This is a genomic window from Aliarcobacter lanthieri (genome assembly GCF_013201625.1).
Taxonomy (GTDB): Bacteria; Campylobacterota; Campylobacteria; order Campylobacterales; family Arcobacteraceae; genus Aliarcobacter; species Aliarcobacter lanthieri.
This window is the reverse complement of sequence record NZ_CP053839.1, coordinates 302,064-319,149: the sequence shown is the minus strand read 5'-3', so window position 1 is coordinate 319,149 and position 17,086 is coordinate 302,064. Positions and strand designations below refer to the sequence as shown.

The window sequence follows — 17,086 nt, the reverse complement described above, 5'->3', positions numbered from 1 at the left end:
GTACTACTTTGATAAATCTTTAAAGATACTCAAATCTTTTACTATATTTGAAGTTTGCTCATCTATTTGTCTTAAAGATTCTTTTAAACCTTCTTCAAACTTCCACTCTATTTTTTCCATATCACTTTTCATAGTTTCAATACTTTTTACAATATTTGAATATATTGCTTTTAGATTTTCACTACTTAGATTATCCATATGAGAATTTAACTTTTCAATATTATAATTTAAACTTTTTGAAGTTTCTAAGAAAATATTATTTTGATTATCTATTTGTTGTCCTAAACTCTCAACAGTTCTAGCTAGTTTTTCACAATTTGTGATATTTTCATCTATTCTTAAAGATAAAATATACTCTTTTTGTAAAATCTCTTCAACTGCTTCATATCGTTTTTTTATAGAACTATTAATACTTTCTAAAATATCACTAGATGTTAATTGTTTAAATATATCACTCATACTTGAGAAGTTGTCAATATTACTTTTTATATGAATTGACTCAATATCTATTCTTGTCCAAAAGAAGTTTTTAGTGCTTTCTTTGATAACAAATCTATCATGGTCAAATCTACTCATTCCAAATTTTTCAAAAAATATCCACCAAATAGATAAAAATATCCCATATATTGAAACATAAAATGCTGTTGCAACTCCACTTAAAAGTTTTGTTATTTCTCCATCAAGTGCAAAAGTATTTGTAGACGTAAAATCAGGCATTGAAATTGCAATAGATATAAATGTTCCTAAAATACCTAAAGTTGGGAAAATTCCACTTGCAATACTTGAAAAATTGTTATTTCTTAAATTACTTGTATAATCTTGTAAGAAATCATCAACACTACCATTTGCTTTTGAAGTTTCACCAATAGTAAGTAAATTGTTATTTATATAATCTTGTAGTGATATTTGAAGTTCACTATATAATGTTTTAAATTTACAAGATACATAATAAGCATTGTGTCTTATAAAAAATAGGTAAATTAAAAATATCAAACCTATTAAAATAACACTATGAATTTCAACTTTTAATGGTAAAACACCTAAATAACATAATATTACCAATGCAAAAAGTATTGCTGGAACACTAAAAAGTGTAAATACTCTTGAAAAAGGCTTACAAGTTGTATGAAATCTTGAATTTAATTCTAAAAAATCTTCTTCTTTAAACATAATTCATTCCTTAATCTTTTAAATAACCTATATTTTATCAAAATTTAGTAAAATAGCAGAAATTTTAAAAGGATTTTATATTATGAACAAATTTTTAGCTATATTTTTTTTATTCTCAACAATTTTATTTGCACAAGAAAAATATACAATTGCAGTTTGTGCAACTTCAACTTTAGAATATGCTTTAGTATGTAAAAAAAGAATCTATGACAATATGAGAGGAGAAGTTTTTATTGTAAAACAACAAAATAAATACTTTACAAATTTAAATGTTTATGATGATAAAGAAATAGCAAAAGTTACTCTAAAACATGCTTCAAAATATGTGCTTGAACAAAAACCATATATAAAAGAGATTGATGAAAATATTGTAAAAAAAATTGATAAAAGAAAACTTTTTATTGATATGAATGAAGTTATTAAACCTACTCAAGAAATTGAAATAAAAGAACAAAATAAAGTTGAAGAAATATCAATAAATAATGATGAAATAATAAATACAACAAATCCAATAAACCAAGAATCTATTATCCCTTTAGTTTCAGCTATTCCTGATAATTTAGAAATTATAGGTCTTTTACCTTATAGTGAAGAACCTGAAATATCACAAAAAGACGATAAACAAAAAGATATTGTAAAAAATAATTTAGAATTAAAAAGTGAAGTAGATTTTGGTAATTTACATGATAATAATATTTCACCAGAAGATGAAGATGAACTATTACATATAAGTATGGAAGAATATGATGCTCAAAATAATCAGCAAATAAAAACTGTTTATGAGAAAAAAAGCATTCCGAAAAATACTTTAAAACAAGAGAACAAAAACTCACTTAATAACTATGAAAATTTAATAATAAAAGTAGATTCTAAAACAAATATTATGGAAGTTTTTGCCAAAATCGGTGATAAAGAAGAAAAAATCAAAAGTTATATTGTATCTACTGGTAAAAATGATATTAAAAAACCTTTAGGTATTGGAAAAATATCTCAAATATCACTAAATCCAGTTTGGTATCCAACAGAAGATACAAAAAAGAGTTTTGCAAAAAAAGGTATAATCTTACCTAATGTTGTACCAGCTAATCATAAATATAATTATATGGGTGCTGCAAAGTTAAATCTTACTCATGAAGTTGATGGGAAAACTACATATAGAATACATGGAACTTTAAATGAAAAAACTCTAGGTAGAAATGAAAGTGCTGGTTGTATTAGAATGAAAAATATAGATGTTTTAGAATTAACAAAACTTATTGAAGAGTTTTCAAATATAAAAAGTTTAAATAGAGTAAAAGTAATTTTAATATAAAACTTTCACTCTTTTCTTCTTCTTTTTAAAGATTTTCTTTTATATCTTTGATAATGTCTTTTTAAATAGTTTTTAAAACTTTCTGGATAAGCTCTATTTTTTGGTATATTATTGACAAAAACTGCTATTAAAAATAAAATTATAGCTCCACTAAAAACTGGAACTAATACATATAAAAATCCAAGTTCATGAATTTGTTCACTTCCAATTACTGCTATTAATGCTGTTGCTCCACCAGGAGGATGTAAAGTTAGAGTTATCTGCATAAAAAATATTGCTGTTGAAACAGCTATTGCTGAAGCTAAAATAATATTTGAAGAAAATAGTTTATAAGCTATTACTCCAACTATTGCTGATACTATATGTCCACCTATTAAGTTTCTTGGTTGTGCTAAAGGAGAGTTTACTGCTCCATAAATTAAAACTGCACTTGCTCCAAATGAACCAACAACTAAAGTTAAATCTGTATCATCTAAAAAATCTGTATGAAAATAAGTAATCGCAATTATCCCTAAGAATGAACCAATCCATGACCATAATAAATTTGATTTATCAAAATTTTCTGAGTTTATTTTTTTAAATTGTTTAAAAAAAAAGTGCATTCATATTCCTTAAAATAAAAGTTTATATTAATAAAAATTATCCTTAATTTTTATGATTTACATCAATAAAAGTCTATTTTGCTATAATTCCAAATATTTAATATTAGGAAAAATTATGGGTATTTTTGAAGATTTATCAGCTAGAAGCAACTCATCTTGTGAACTTTGTAAAAGTCAAGAAGATTTAAGTATTTATGAAGTTGCTCCTAGTAATTCAACTATTGATGATAGTGTACTTTTATGCTGCACTTGTAAAAATCAATTTGAAGAAAATTGTGAACTAGATCCAAATCACTGGTACTGTCTAAGTGAAGCTATGTGGAGTACAGTTCCTGCCGTACAAGTTTTATCATATAGAATGTTAAAAAAGATTGGGAATCAAGAACTCTTAGATATGATTTATCTAGATGATGAGACTTTAGAATGGGCAAATAAAGGTTTAGAAACATTTGATGAAAATATAATACATAAAGATTGCAATGGAGTAGTTTTAAATGCTGGCGATACAGTTACAATAATAAAAGATTTAGAAGTAAAAGGAGCTGGATTTACTGCAAAACGAGGAACTGCTGTAAGAAATATATCACTTACATCAAATCCAGAGCAAATAGAAGGAAGAGTAAACGGAGTAAAAATAGTAATTCTTACTCAATTCATAAAGAAAAACTAAAGAATTATCTTTGGTTTTTCTATTATTTCAAATCCTATCATAGCATTCATAATAGCAATTTCTGAACTATCCAGAAGCATATCTAAACTTATATCTTTTTCTATTATTTGTTTTCTTTCTAATAATCTCTCTCTTGTTGTACCTTTTAAAAGTGGAGTTTTAGGAGTTATCCAATATCCATCTTCAAAAATAGCTATATTTGCAATAGTTGTATCTGTTATAAAACCATTTTTTACAATAATTATCTCATCACAAGTATCTTTTTTAAAAAAAAGTTTATCTAAGTTTTCTCTATTGAAATATTTCTTTGAATAATCTATTTCATCATCAAAAACTATTTTAAAACTTTTTATTTCTCTTTTATTATATGGAAAATATTGTACATCAATAACATCATTGTCATTATATATAAGTTTACATCTTAAAAGTTCACCTGATATTGGATTTATATATTCTTGCAAGTTTAAATTTAGACCAATAGTATTAGAAACTCTTTTATTATGAAAGTCTAAATTAAAAACTTCAAAATCTTCACATTTTATTGTTTCAAAATATCTTATACTTTCCACATTATTTTCCTAATATATTTTTTTCTAAATTTAACTTATATCCTATTCCTGAATAATTCTTTAGAATAGTTTTATAAGTTTTTTTTCTAAAATCTCTAATCAAAGATTTCAGTGCTGCTTGAGTTGATTCCCCATTCCAAATATGATATTCTAACTCTTCATAAGTAATTACTCTATTTGGATTTTGAATAAAAAGATTTATCAAAATACTCTCTTTTTTATTCAAAATAATAATTTCTCCATCATTTATTATACTTTGAGTTTGAAAGTTAAAAAAAATATTGTCTTTTAGTTTTACATTACTATAAATCCTACTTTCAATCACATCCAAACATTTTAATAAAGAAAAATATAAAATTTCTTCTTTGCAAGGAGAGATAATATATTTTGTGATATACAACTCCATTAATTCCAAACTATATGAATTTGTTTTATTATTTGTCAAAATAACAAATGCTGTTTTAATATCAATTTTTCTAATTTCTTGTAAATAATCTACCATTTTTCTATCTTTAAAACTGTCTTCAATTATTATAATACAAGGTGAATATTTTTTATAACTATTTTGTGCTTCTTTTAAATTAGCTGCTAAAAAGACTTTTTTAAACTCTTTATTTAATAGTGTCACTATTTCTTCATCTACTTTTTTATCGTAGACATAAAGAACGAGTAAATTACTTAATTTCAATATTTTATAATCCTTCTAAAATTTCTGATGTTGTTTTAATTCTTGCATAAGCAAACTCTAATGCTGCCATAAAAGATGCGTGAACATATTTAGCTGGAACTACTATATCACCAAATAGTAAATCTCTTGTTACAGTTGCATCACTTAAAACTGTACATTCATACCCAAAATCTTTTGCTGCTCTTGTTGTAGCATCTATACACATATGAGACATTGCTCCTACAATAATAAGTGATTTTATATTTATTTCATCTAAAATCTCTTTTAAATTTGTATCTTTAAATGAATTTGGAAAGTTTTTTGTTATTACGACTTCATTGTTTTGTGGTTGTACACTTCTATGAATTTCTGCTCCTTGCGTTCCTATTTCAAAAAAAGCTGCACCTTTTGGAGATTCATGTTTAACATGAATAATATTCCCTTGACTTTTTCTAAAAAATTCTAATATTTTTGAAGCATTATTTGAAGCATTTTCTGTTTTTTCTAATTCAAATTTTGCACCTTCAAATGTACTAAAATAGTCATTTTGAAAATCTACTATGAGTAAAGCAGTTTGTTTCATAATTTATCCTTTTTTTATTTTTAAAATTTTAATATTAATAAAAAGGAAAAAAGTAGGATAAACTAAAATGGTAAATAAATTTTATCAAGAAGTTCCTCATATTCTAAAGAGGCATCACTATCACAAGTTATCCCTCCACCACTTTTATAAAATAGTTCACCATATTTTTCTTCAATAAATCTTATTAAAACATAACTATCAAAAGTATCCCCATCAAATATTCCAAAAATTCCTGTATAAAAGTCTCTATCATATCCCTCTATATTTTCCAGAATCTCAACTGTTTTTTTCTTTGGAGTTCCAGTTATACTTCCTGCTGGTAAAAGAGAAACTATAATATCACCTAAATTATTTACCCAATCATTTTTTAATTTTGCACTAATTTTAGAACTAACTTGATATAGCTCTTGCATTCCAGCATTCACTTTTTCAATATATCTAAATTCATCTACTTTTACATCAAGTCCAACTATACCTAAATCATTCCTTAGTAAATCTACAACCATAGTATGTTCTGCTAATTCTTTATTATTTGATAGTATTATCTCTTTAGCATTTTTAATATCTGCTTTTATTGTTCCTTTCATAGGATATGTGAATATTTGATTATTATTTATTTGTACAAATCTTTCAGGACTAAAACATATAAAATTATCATCATTTATATTTACTCTTAGCTTGAAATCGCTATTTATATTATCATAAATAGTATCCAAACTTAAATCAGTTCTTATTTTTGTTTTTGCTGTAAGGTTTAAAAGATAGCTATTCCCTTTTCTTATCTCTTCTTGTATAAAATCAAACTTATTTTTATAATCTTTAAAAGATAATGGAAACTTTTTTAAATCTATTTTTTTTAATTTTTGAGTAGTTTTTATAGAGTTTATCTCATATTTTATATTAGATAAACTATCTAGCTTTTGTATATATAATTTACTTAAATCATAAGAAATAATAAATAAAAAAGGCTCTTTTTCAGAACCAAATTTATTAATTTCTATTCTTATATCTTCTTTATTCACTTTTTATTTAGAATCAACTTCTTTAAAATTGCTGCTCTGATTGCAACACCATTTGTAACTTGTTCTAAAACTTTACATCTAGGATCTTTTAGCACATCATCGCTAATATCAATATTTCTATTAACTGGACCTGGATGAAGTAGTAAGAAATCTCTTCCTTCCATTAATTCAGTAGTTATACAAAAGTCTTTTGCATACTCTTGAAGTGATTCAAAATATGTAATATTGTGTCTTTCTAATTGACTTCTTAAACTCATAACAATATCCATATCATCAATAATTTCAGCTATTGTATTAAATTGCTTAAATTCATTTCCTTCATATTTAAAACAATCAGGAGCAACTAAATTCACATCTATTCCAAATCGTGGAAGAAGTCTTCTATTACTTCCAGCAACTCTTGAGTTTCTTACATCTCCAACTATAGCTATTCTTTTACCATCTGTTTCACCTTTAAAATGTTCATAAATAGTAAATAAATCAAGTAGTGCTTGAGTTGGATGAGAATGTCTACCATCTCCAGCATTTATAATAGGACAATCAACATAACCTATTAAACTTTCAGGTAATCCACATTCACTATGTCTAATAATAATAGCATCTGGTTTCATTGCATTGATATTTGCAACAGTATCGTACATTGTTTCACCCTTTTTTGTAGAAGATGTCCCAACGTCAAGATTTACAACCTCAGCTCCTAATCTTTTTGCTGCTATTTCAAAAGAACTTCTCGTTCTTGTAGAGTTTTCAAAAAATAAAGTTACAATTATCTTGCCTTTTAAAATATCACAAGGCTTAAAACTTAAAAACTCTCTTGCATCGCTAAAAATATCTAAAATTTCCTCTTTTGTAAAATCAGAAGTTCTAATAAGATGTTGCATTTCTTTCCTTTTATTTTAGTTTGAGATTTTAGCAAAAAGCACTTTAAAAATAAACTTTTACTATAATGTATATATAATTTATATAAGGGACAAAATGAAATTTCAATTATTTATCTTAATTTTACTATCTTCTATATTTTTTGGCTGTTCTTCAAAACCTTTAGATCCAGTTGAATTTCAAAAAATAGATAAAGATATATCTTTTGAAAAAGATATCAAACCAATTTTAGATTCAAGATGTGTATCTTGTCACTCATGTTATAACTCACCTTGCCAACTTAATCTAGGTTCTTTTGATGGTCTTGATAGAGGAAGCTCAAAAGATTCTGTTTATGCTACAAGATTAAGTGCTGCGAATCCTACTAGGCTTTTTGTAGATGCTTTAAACACAAATGATTGGAGAAAAAAAGGATTTTCTTCTATGACTGATAAAATGGAAGAATCAAATGCTTCTATTATGATGCAATATCTTTTTGAAAAAGATAGGAATCCAGTAAATATAGGTGAATACTCACCTGAAACAGATAAACTATCTTGTGTTAAAAATAAAGAAGAGTTAGAAGACTTTTTAGATGATAATCCACATAAAGCTATGCCTTATGGTTTTCCAGCATTATCTAAAGATGAATATAATCTTCTTATGACTTGGCTTGATAATGGTGCAATTGATGATACGAAAAAATCTTTTTCAACAGATTTTGAAAAACAACAAATAAAAAAATTTGAAGATTTTTTAAATAAGGATGAAATAAAACATAAAGTAACTGCAAGATATATATATGAACATCTATTTTTGTCTCATATATACTTTGATGAAAATAGTGAAAACTTTTTTGAACTTATTCGTTCAAGTACACCAACAGGACAAAAACCAAATATAATAGCAACAAGATTTCCTTATGATGAAATAAAAGAACCATTTTATTATAGATTACAAAAAGTTGAAGGAACTATAGTACATAAAACTCATATGGTTTATAAAATTGATGATAATAAATTAAAATTTTATAATGATATTTTTATAAAACCTCTTTGGATGAAAGAGCCTTATATGCCATCTTATGATATGAAAATTGCTCCAAATGCTTTAGAAGTTTTTGAACAAATTCCAGCAAATAGTAGATATAAATTTTTACTAGAAGATATATACTTTTTTGTAAATACTTTTATTAAAGGTCCTGTTTGTAAAGGTCAGATAGCACTAAATGTTATTCAAGATCATTTTTGGGTTATGTTTTTAGATCCAAAATATGATTTAAGTGTAATTGATAGAAACTTTTTAAAAAATAATTTTGAATACTTGAAAGTACCAAATCAATTGGGAGAAGATCCGTCTTTATATCAAACATTTAAAAACTTAGGGCATGAAAAAGAAACAAAAAAATATCAAGAAGATAGGGCAAATATATATCAAAAGTATTATCCAGAGGGAATGAAACTAGAATATATCAGAAAAAGTGAAAAGAATGATTCTATTTTAACTATTTATAGGCATTTTGATTCAGCATCACTTCACTATGGAGCATTAGGTGGAGTTCCTAAAACATTATGGGTTATTGACTTTCCTCTTTTAGAGAGAATTTACTACTCACTTGTTGCAGGCTTTGATGTATTTGGAAATACGGCTCATCAATTATTAGTACGTACTCATATGGATAGATTAAGAGTTGAAGGAGAAAGTAATTTCTTAGAATTTTTACCAAAAAAATCAAGAATTGATTATTTTAATAGCTGGTACATTGGATGGTTAGCACAATATTTAACTATTTATAAACCATCTAATAATGAAACAGGAATAAAATATTATTCAAATGATTACAAATATGAATTTACAAATATGGTACTTGATTATACAAATACAAAAAGAGATAAAATAAATTTTATAGAAAAATGGTACACACCAACGCCCATAGAAGATTCTTATAGTACAAAAGAGGATATTGAAAAAGCTTTAAAAGCTCTTGCTATGCCAAGTAGTGTTGCTATTACAAAATACTTTACAGATAGAGATGCAAATGTTATTTTGATTAGGATTATTTTAGATAATGGAGAAAATCTTATTTATTCAATGGTTATAAATAGATGGCATGATAATGTTGCATTAATGTTTGATGAAGAATCAAGACTCAATCCAGCTAAAGATGATATAGATTTTGTTGAAGGATTTGTAAGTTCATATCCTAGTATTTTTGTAGTTTTAAAGCAAGAAGATTTAAAAGATTTTTTTGACTTAATAAAAAACTATGACAATAAAATAGAACAAAAAAAAGAAATTAAAGATTATGCAATTAATAGAGCCAATCCAGATTTTTGGAAACACTTTGATTGGTTTAGTAATGAGTTTAAAAAATCAAATCCTTTAGAATATGGTTTATTTGATTTAAATAGATACTACTCAACAGCTATAAATGAAGAAATTGACTAAATATTTAACCATTTATAGCTATAATTTGCAAAAATTTTATAGGAAATAAAATGAATGAAATTGAAAAATTAGATAAAGAGTATGTACTGCATACTTATGCACGAAATTACGTACATTTTAAAAAAGGAATCAATGCAACTTTATTTGATAAAGATGACAAAGATTATATAGATTTCACTTCAGGAATTGGAGTGACAAGTGTAGGTCATGGAAATAAAAAAGTTGCACAAAGAATTTTTGAACAAGCTTCTAACTTATTACATACATCAAATATTTATGCAATAGAACCTCAAGCACTTTTAGCAAAAAAAGTAAATGAGCTAAGTGGATATGATGTAAGAACATTTTTTGCAAACAGTGGAGCAGAAGCAAATGAAGGTGCAATTAAAATAGCTAGAACTTATGGTGAAACACAATTTAAAAATAAAAAATATAAAATAATCACTTTAGAAAACTCTTTTCATGGAAGAACTATAACAACAGTAAAAGCAACAGGACAAAGTGCTTTTCAACAAAGTAAATTTGCACCTTATCCAGAAGGTTTTTCTTTTAATGCGATTGATGATGTTTATAATGCAATTGATGATGAAACAGTTGCAGTTATGATAGAACTTGTTCAAGGAGAAGGAGGAGTTTTCCCATTTCCAAAAGACAAAATTCAAGAATTAGCTAAATTTTTGAAAAAGAACAATATTTTACTTATAGTTGATGAAGTTCAAACAGGAGTTTTTAGAACAGGAGAGTTTTTAGCTTCGAACCTTTATGAAATTGAACCAGATATTATAACTTTAGCTAAAGGTTTAGGTGGAGGAGTACCAATAGGTGCTGTAATTACAACATTAAAAGACATTTGGGGTGCTGGTGATCATGGAAGTACTTTTGGTGGGAATTATCTTGTAACTGCTACAGGTTTAGAAGTTTTAGATATTTTAGAGGAATTAAAAGATAGTGGAAAATTAGATGAAACAATTATCTATTTTACTAAAAAGCTAGATGAACTCTTTGAACAAAATAAAGATATATTTGTAACTCATGTTGGTTTAGGACTTATGAGAGGATTAAGAGTAAAAGATAGTGATACTTTAGCTAATTTAATTAAAGCGGCATTTGATTCTGGAGTTATGGTATTAAAATCTGGAAATAACACTCTAAGATTTTTACCAGCTTTAACTATTTCAAAAGCTGAAATAGATGAAGGATTTGAAAGACTTCAAAAAGCAGTTGAAAAGATAAAGTGAAAACACTTTATCTTTTTAAACAACTTATTTTTTCTATATCTTTTCCCATATCTATTTTATTACTTATAAAACTTACATACAGTTACAGTTGTTATTTCTTATTAATACCTATTTTTATTACTTTATTTTTAACTTACAGTTTCTTTCAAAAACGAATGAGAGAAAAACATTGCTTCAAAAACTGTTATTTTAAAGACAATACTTTTTTAGCCAACATAGTAATAAGTCCATATCTAACTTTCATTTTTTATATATTGTTATCGTGTATTTATACTATTACTATAATTTATAGCGTATTATCATTTAAATGGTATTTTTATATTTTTTTAGTAATTTTTATAATATTTTTATTTTTTCTATACAATAAATTAAGTTCATTATTTTCAAATATTGTAAAAGAAGAATATTTAGATATATTTATAAAAGAAATAACAATAAAAATATCATCTTTTATTCTGTTTATAATATTTTTATTTTATACTCTCAATAGTTTTGAACCAAGTTATCTAAGTAATAACTTAGAAGAGAGTTTACAACTAGCAACAAATACTCTAGCTTCAAATTGTCAATATTTAGATTTTATTCTCAGATTAAAAATAGAACTGGATACATACTTTTGGTATTTTACAAAGTATGGTTCACAAATCATAGATAACTCTTATTTAAAAACTACTATTTGGATTTTATTTATATTTATAAATACTTTATCTATCATAGGAATAAACCGATTTTTTGTACAGATAATAAGTTTTAGCAAAAAGATAAAGGAATAAGTATGAGTAAATACTTTTGGAATACAATAATAGTTTTAGCTTTTATTAGTTTAGTAATTCTTATATTTGCTTTGATAAATCAAGAAAAAACTAAAAAAAACTTTATTCAAAAAACTCCTATTACAGAAAGATTTCAAGAAATTCTAACTGATACAATAAAACAAAATATTGAAAAATATCAAAATGAAATTTTAGAAAATCTTGAAATAATAAAAGTTAATATAGATGAAAATATTGATAAAAATATAAATAGAGTTTTTGATAACCTAATAGAAAATAATTTAGATAAATATTTAGATTTTCATTATAGTATTCTAGGAGAATACACACAACTTTTTGCCTTTGCTTTTGGTGATATAAATAAAATTATAAATGAAAAGCTTTTAGGTAAAGATTTTGAAAAGAATATAAATCAACTTTCAATTGATATAGTAAATAGTTCTTATTTAAAAATAGAGGAGCATTTAAAGAATACACAAAAACTTGCAACAAAAGACATAGATTTAGAATTAAATAAAAATAGCTTAGATAATCTAAAATTAAATATAGAAAATAACCTAAAAACAAATCTTATAGATATGAAAGCAACAGTTATAGCTGGTGCAATAGCTACTAAATTAACAATTGCAATAACATCAAAAATATCAGCAAAAATTGCACTAAAATCTGCTGGTAAAACAGCTGCTAAACTAACAACTAGTACAACAGCTGCAAGTGGAGGAATAGCTTGTGGATTTGCAGCACCAATTTGTGGTATTGCTTTTGGAACAATTGCTTGGTTTGGAACAGATGCTATTGTTATAAATGTTGATGAATATATAAATAAAGAAGATTTTAAAGAAGAAATTATAGAAGCTTTAAATGAAGCTAAGCTAGAGTTAAAAGAACAATATAAGCCAATAATTGATGAACTTTACAAAATATCTAATGAATATCAAGAAAAATTAAAAACTACTCAAACTTTAGAAAAAAAAAGAATTATAGATAATTTCTAAAATATTTTAAGTTAGAGCTAAAAAGAGAATATACTCTTTTTAACTTCCATTTTAATTAAATGAATATAGAATGAGGTTAGCCTTCTAAATTAATAAAAACTATATTTATAATTTTATCCAATTCTGATCATCATCTTCTTCAAACTCTTCATCAATATGATCATTAAGAAAAGTTTTAACCCCTAACACTAGCCCCTGATAAGATGATACTCGTACTATAAAAACACTATTTAAAACTTTTGAATTATTCACTAGCTTTCCTTGTCATGTTCTTATTAACCTATTGGCTAAAAGAATTATACAAAATGAAAATGTCAATGGAATGGCAAAAAATAATTTTTTTTATATTTTAGATATTTTAAGTATTTTTTGCCTAAAATCTCTTTTTTTAGGAGAAGAATTGGAAATAAGACTACCAAAATCATCAACAATTTTATTTATTAATATTTTTATTCTTTTAATATTTACAATCTTTGTATATGTTTTATTATATAAAAATATAAGTCTTAATAAATCAAAAAACCAAGAAGTTGTATTTTATCAAATCAAAGAGAAAAGTAGTGTATTACTAACTCAAGTATTGTATAAATACTCTTTGATAAAAGATACTATTTTAGAAAAAAATTCACTTGCTATAGAACTTATAAAAAGTGGTTTTAGTTTAGATACAATTCATTATGAATTAAATAAAGAATTTAAAGATAAACCTTTTGATTTACATATTTTAAATGAAAATATGATGGTTGAAAATAGTTCAATATCTTCTGATATTTGTTTAGATTTAAGTTACTTAAAAAATATTTATAAAACTTTTCCATTGGAAGTTTCAGTTCCAGAGTATATGGATAAATTTCAAAAATTTGCAAGTTACATTAATACCTATATTCCAAATTCAAATAAAATTCTACAACTTTCATTTAGTTATAATGATGTAGGAGAAGAATTAAAAGAACTTCAAAATTTTCTAAACAGTAATTCAAATATTCAAGCTTATGAATCTTTTATATACTTTGATGATTATATTGGGAATTTTACATTTAAAGGAACAAAATCATCTGAATCCAATAATGATGATATGAAAATAAAATTCCAAAAAGCAGAAAGAATGCTAAATATTTTACAAGATTATACGTACCAATCTTATGATGAAAAAGCTGGTAAAGATTATCTTCATATGATTTATTCTATACAAAATAGTCCTATATTTGATAAAGTAAAATTAATATTTGGAATAACCTTTAATGAAAATGCATACCAAAGAGATATCCTAAGTATTCGATTATTATCTATATTTATGTTTATAATTGGAGCATTAACAATATTTTTAATATATAAATTAAGAACTATTGAGCTTTTATTAAATTATAAAGATAAATTTATTGCACATTCAATCCATGAAATAAAAACTCCCCTCTCAATAATAAGTATAAATACTCAACTAAGAGAAAAATTATTTGGAAGTGATAAATTTACAAATAAAATAGAAGGGGCAATAAGAACTTTAGAAAATTCTTATGAAGATATGACTTTCTTACATACTAAAGATAAAATTGAATATGAAATAATAGATATTAATCTAAAAAAAGCTTTAGAAAATCGTGTTAAATATTTTGATACCATTGCACAAACACAAAATAGAATTATAAAATTAGATATTGCGAATAATTATTTTGTGAAAATGGGAAAAATTGAATTAAATAGATTAGTAGATAACAATATATCAAATGCTATAAAATATTCATATATAGGTTCAACAATAAATATTGTATTAAAAGATAATATTTTAGAATTTCATTCAAATGGGCAAAAAATACATAATCCTAAAGGAATTTTCAAAAGATATAAAAGAGAAGACAAGAATACTGGTGGTCATGGTTTAGGACTCGCAATAGTTAGTGATATTTGTAAAAAATATAACTTTCAAATTGAAGTTGAAAGCCAAAACTCAATCAATACATTTAGATATATATTATCTTAATTTCATTTTAATATAGGGGATTTTTATGAAAATATTTTTACTTGAAGATGATTTTGCTCTAAATGAGTCTATTAAAGATATGCTAGAAACAGAAGATTTTGATGTAGATTCTTTTTATGATGGGAAAGTTGCACTTGAAAATATTATAAATGGTTATGACCTTTTTATATTAGATATATTTGTACCAAATCTAAATGGTATTTTACTTTTAGAAAAAATAAAAAAAGTAAATCCAGAATCAATTGTGATAATAATGAGTGCAAATATAGATATTTCTACAATTAAAGATGCTTATTTAAAAGGTTGTGATGACTATATTAAAAAACCTTTTAATATACAAGAATTACTTTTTAAACTTACAAAATTTAAAAAAGATAGTGATATTTTTAAATTTGATGAAGATATTATATTTGATAAAAAATTTAAAAAACTCTTATGTAAAAATAAAGAGATCAAACTTACAAAAAATGAAAAAAACTTTTTATTGCTTCTTATAAATAACTGTGGTAAAACTGTTGATTATAGTCTAATAGAAAATTTTGTTTATGATGGAGAATGTACAAGTTTAGATGCTATTAGAAGTCTAATAAAAAGGCTAAGAAAAAAACTTCCAAAAGAACTTATTTTTAATAATACAGATGAAGGATATTTTATAAAATAAGAGAGTTTTAAACTCTCTTTTTTATTCTTCTTTAGCATTTGTTGCTTTTTTTTCTTTTTTATATTTTTCTCTATTTTCTTTAAAATTCATATAGTATTCTATTTCACCAGAAGTTAAAATTTTAATAGTATTTGTACTTCCAGGTATTCCAACTGGATAACCAACTGTTGCTATATAAAGTCCCTCTTTTTTTAAAACTTCTTTTTTTTCTAGCATTCTTAACATTTTTTGTATCATTTTAGAAGCTTGTGCTTCTTTTAGTGTACCTACAGGTTCAACTCCCCAAAGTGCAGTTAAAGAATTTAGTGTTGCTTTATCATGAGTAAATGTATATATAGGAGTTTTTGGTCTATATCTTGACATTTTTCTAGCTGAAGTTCCACTACTTGTAAGAGATAAAATTCCATCTGCTCCTAAATCATCAGCTAATTTTGTAACTGTTGCTTGAATTACATCAAACTCATCTAAATATGAAAAATTATACCTTTTATCATGATTATATATTTTTTCAGTTTGTGAAATAATATTATGCATTGTTTCAACAACATTTTCTGGATTTTCTCCAACTGCACTTTCTTCACTTAACATTACAATATCAGTTCCATCTAAAACAGCATTTGCAACATCAGAAATCTCTGCTCTTGTTGCTCTTTCATTTTGTGTCATTGATAGAAGCATTTGAGTTGCAGTGATTACTGGTATTCCTTTTGCATTTGACTTTTTAATAAGCATTTTTTGAATTGTTGGAACATCATAATAAGGAACCTCTATTCCTAAATCTCCTCTTGCTACCATTATTCCATCACTTGCATCTATGATTTCATCAATATTTGATACTGCATCAAACTTCTCTATCTTTGCAATTAATTTCCCTTTATAATCTCCTAGAAGTTTTCTAGCTCTTAGCATATCTTTTGCATTTTGTACAAATGATATTGCAAAATAATCAACTTTATTTTCCACACCCCAAGCAATATCAACTTCATCTTTTTTTGTAATAACTTCAATATCAATAACAGTATTTGGAAAATTAACACCTTTTCTACTAGAAAGTGTTCCATTATTTTCAATTTGTGCTTTTACTTTTGGTTTTGTTTCTATTACTCTAGCTCTTATTGTTCCATCATAAAGATATATATATTCATCAACTTTTATTTTTCCTAAAATATCTGGATAGTTTATACTTACAACATATTCTTTATCAGCTTTTTTATATCCTATTATTTCACTTTTTTCAAAAATTACAATATCGTCTTTTTCTAGTAGAAATGGCTCTTTTAAATCTCCTACTCTTACCTTTGGTCCAGAAATATCTTGTAAAATACCAACTGCTCTTTTTTTATTTTTCATAGCTTGTCTAATATTATTTAAAGTTTCTAAGTGATATTCATGACTTCCATGAGAGAAGTTTAATCTAAACATATTTGCCCCAGCATCAATTAACTTTTCAATCATTTCTAAACTATTACTTGCTGGCCCTAAAGTTGCTAAAATTTTTGTCTTTTTTTCCATAAAGTCTCCTTTTTTACTATTTTAAAAT

17 protein-coding genes are annotated in these 17,086 nt (G+C 24.8%); 8 read left to right on the top strand and 9 right to left on the bottom strand.

From position 1 onward, the window contains the following. Window positions 1–3 precede the first annotated feature (3 nt). Window positions 4–1,170 (bottom strand): MotA/TolQ/ExbB proton channel family protein, encoded by a 1,167-nt coding sequence (locus ALANTH_RS01625; protein WP_026803113.1) that lies wholly within the window; start codon window positions 1,168–1,170, stop codon window positions 4–6. 82 nt (window positions 1,171–1,252) lie between these two features. Between ALANTH_RS01625 and ALANTH_RS01620 the strand changes: the two genes are divergently transcribed. Next, window positions 1,253–2,482, top strand: a complete 1,230-nt coding sequence (locus ALANTH_RS01620) for a L,D-transpeptidase (RefSeq protein ID WP_081801304.1) — start codon at window positions 1,253–1,255, stop codon at window positions 2,480–2,482. 5 nt (window positions 2,483–2,487) lie between these two features. Here the strand turns inward: ALANTH_RS01620 and ALANTH_RS01615 are convergent, their stop codons facing one another. Further along, the gene (locus ALANTH_RS01615; RefSeq protein WP_026807288.1) at window positions 2,488–3,084 is read right to left on the bottom strand and encodes an HPP family protein; all 597 of its coding nucleotides are present in this window, start codon (window positions 3,082–3,084) and stop codon (window positions 2,488–2,490) included. 115 nt (window positions 3,085–3,199) lie between these two features. Here ALANTH_RS01615 and ALANTH_RS01610 point away from each other — a divergent pair, with 115 nt between their 5' ends. After that, a complete protein-coding gene (locus tag ALANTH_RS01610; protein ID WP_026807287.1) occupies window positions 3,200–3,754 on the top strand; it encodes a PhnA domain-containing protein in 555 nt (184 codons plus the stop codon). Here the strand turns inward: ALANTH_RS01610 and ALANTH_RS01605 are convergent. The 5 genes from ALANTH_RS01605 to ALANTH_RS01585 all read right to left on the bottom strand — a co-directional run bounded on the left by ALANTH_RS01605 (window position 3,751) and on the right by ALANTH_RS01585 (window position 7,476). Then, entirely contained in the window at window positions 3,751–4,323 is a 573-nt protein-coding gene (locus ALANTH_RS01605; protein WP_026807286.1) for an aminotransferase class IV family protein, read from the bottom strand. The genes ALANTH_RS01610 and ALANTH_RS01605 overlap by 4 nt on opposite strands. Before the next feature lies 1 nt (window position 4,324). Further along, window positions 4,325–5,011 carry a response regulator transcription factor gene (locus tag ALANTH_RS01600; protein WP_026807285.1) on the bottom strand — a complete coding sequence of 229 codons (687 nt, stop codon included), beginning with the start codon at window positions 5,009–5,011 and terminating at the stop codon, window positions 4,325–4,327. Window positions 5,012–5,015: 4 nt separating this feature from the next. Next, a complete protein-coding gene (locus ALANTH_RS01595; protein ID WP_026807284.1) occupies window positions 5,016–5,573 on the bottom strand; it encodes a cysteine hydrolase family protein in 558 nt (185 codons plus the stop codon). Window positions 5,574–5,635: 62 nt separating this feature from the next. After that, window positions 5,636–6,595: an aminodeoxychorismate synthase component I gene (locus ALANTH_RS01590; protein WP_026807283.1), complete on the bottom strand. Its 960-nt coding sequence runs from the start codon at window positions 6,593–6,595 to the stop codon at window positions 5,636–5,638. After that, window positions 6,592–7,476, bottom strand: coding sequence for an aspartate carbamoyltransferase catalytic subunit (locus ALANTH_RS01585; protein WP_026807282.1), 885 nt, complete (start codon window positions 7,474–7,476; stop codon window positions 6,592–6,594). Before ALANTH_RS01585 ends, ALANTH_RS01590 begins: the two co-directional genes overlap by 4 nt. Window positions 7,477–7,570: 94 nt before the next feature. Between ALANTH_RS01585 and ALANTH_RS01580 the strand changes: the two genes are divergently transcribed. From ALANTH_RS01580 to ALANTH_RS01565, 4 genes are all read left to right on the top strand, one after another. Continuing rightward, a complete protein-coding gene (locus tag ALANTH_RS01580; protein ID WP_026807281.1) occupies window positions 7,571–9,901 on the top strand; it encodes a fatty acid cis/trans isomerase in 2,331 nt (776 codons plus the stop codon). A 50-nt stretch (window positions 9,902–9,951) separates the two neighbouring features. Next, window positions 9,952–11,139 carry an aspartate aminotransferase family protein gene (locus ALANTH_RS01575; RefSeq protein WP_026803103.1) on the top strand — a complete coding sequence of 396 codons (1,188 nt, stop codon included), beginning with the start codon at window positions 9,952–9,954 and terminating at the stop codon, window positions 11,137–11,139. 254 nt (window positions 11,140–11,393) lie between these two features. Continuing rightward, the gene (locus ALANTH_RS01570) at window positions 11,394–11,912 is read left to right on the top strand and encodes a hypothetical protein (protein WP_172658487.1); all 519 of its coding nucleotides are present in this window, start codon (window positions 11,394–11,396) and stop codon (window positions 11,910–11,912) included. A gap of 2 nt (window positions 11,913–11,914) precedes the next feature. After that, window positions 11,915–12,907, top strand: a complete 993-nt coding sequence (locus tag ALANTH_RS01565) for a hypothetical protein (RefSeq protein WP_026807279.1) — start codon at window positions 11,915–11,917, stop codon at window positions 12,905–12,907. A gap of 105 nt (window positions 12,908–13,012) precedes the next feature. Here the strand turns inward: ALANTH_RS01565 and ALANTH_RS01560 are convergent, their stop codons facing one another. Further along, window positions 13,013–13,159 (bottom strand): hypothetical protein, encoded by a 147-nt coding sequence (locus ALANTH_RS01560; RefSeq protein ID WP_155522206.1) that lies wholly within the window; start codon window positions 13,157–13,159, stop codon window positions 13,013–13,015. A gap of 148 nt (window positions 13,160–13,307) precedes the next feature. Between ALANTH_RS01560 and ALANTH_RS01555 the strand changes: the two genes are divergently transcribed. Both ALANTH_RS01555 and ALANTH_RS01550 read left to right on the top strand, forming a co-directional pair. Continuing rightward, on the top strand, window positions 13,308–14,885 hold the full coding sequence (locus tag ALANTH_RS01555; RefSeq protein WP_157833591.1) for a sensor histidine kinase: 1,578 nt from the start codon (window positions 13,308–13,310) through the stop codon (window positions 14,883–14,885). Window positions 14,886–14,910: 25 nt separating this feature from the next. Beyond that, window positions 14,911–15,546 (top strand): response regulator transcription factor, encoded by a 636-nt coding sequence (locus ALANTH_RS01550; RefSeq protein WP_026803099.1) that lies wholly within the window; start codon window positions 14,911–14,913, stop codon window positions 15,544–15,546. A gap of 21 nt (window positions 15,547–15,567) precedes the next feature. On the opposite strand, the gene pyk is transcribed toward ALANTH_RS01550, so the two are convergent. Further along, entirely contained in the window at window positions 15,568–17,058 is a 1,491-nt protein-coding gene (pyk, locus tag ALANTH_RS01545) for a pyruvate kinase (RefSeq protein WP_026807278.1), read from the bottom strand. Window positions 17,059–17,086 lie beyond the last annotated feature (28 nt).

Excerpts from the sequence above, each read along its gene's own strand:
- pyk (WP_026807278.1), bottom strand. The coding sequence starts at position 17,058 with ATGGAAAAAAAGACAAAAATTTTAGCAACTTTAGGGCCAGCAAGTAAT.
- ALANTH_RS01610 (WP_026807287.1), top strand. The coding sequence starts at position 3,200 with ATGGGTATTTTTGAAGATTTATCAGCTAGAAGCAACTCATCTTGTGAA.
- ALANTH_RS01565 (WP_026807279.1), top strand. The coding sequence starts at position 11,915 with ATGAGTAAATACTTTTGGAATACAATAATAGTTTTAGCTTTTATTAGT.
- ALANTH_RS01615 (WP_026807288.1), bottom strand. The coding sequence starts at position 3,084 with ATGCACTTTTTTTTTAAACAATTTAAAAAAATAAACTCAGAAAATTTT.
- ALANTH_RS01575 (WP_026803103.1), top strand. The coding sequence starts at position 9,952 with ATGAATGAAATTGAAAAATTAGATAAAGAGTATGTACTGCATACTTAT.
- ALANTH_RS01550 (WP_026803099.1), top strand. The coding sequence starts at position 14,911 with ATGAAAATATTTTTACTTGAAGATGATTTTGCTCTAAATGAGTCTATT.
- ALANTH_RS01580 (WP_026807281.1), top strand. The coding sequence starts at position 7,571 with ATGAAATTTCAATTATTTATCTTAATTTTACTATCTTCTATATTTTTT.
- ALANTH_RS01585 (WP_026807282.1), bottom strand. The coding sequence starts at position 7,476 with ATGCAACATCTTATTAGAACTTCTGATTTTACAAAAGAGGAAATTTTA.
- ALANTH_RS01620 (WP_081801304.1), top strand. The coding sequence starts at position 1,253 with ATGAACAAATTTTTAGCTATATTTTTTTTATTCTCAACAATTTTATTT.
- ALANTH_RS01625 (WP_026803113.1), bottom strand. The coding sequence starts at position 1,170 with ATGTTTAAAGAAGAAGATTTTTTAGAATTAAATTCAAGATTTCATACA.
- ALANTH_RS01595 (WP_026807284.1), bottom strand. The coding sequence starts at position 5,573 with ATGAAACAAACTGCTTTACTCATAGTAGATTTTCAAAATGACTATTTT.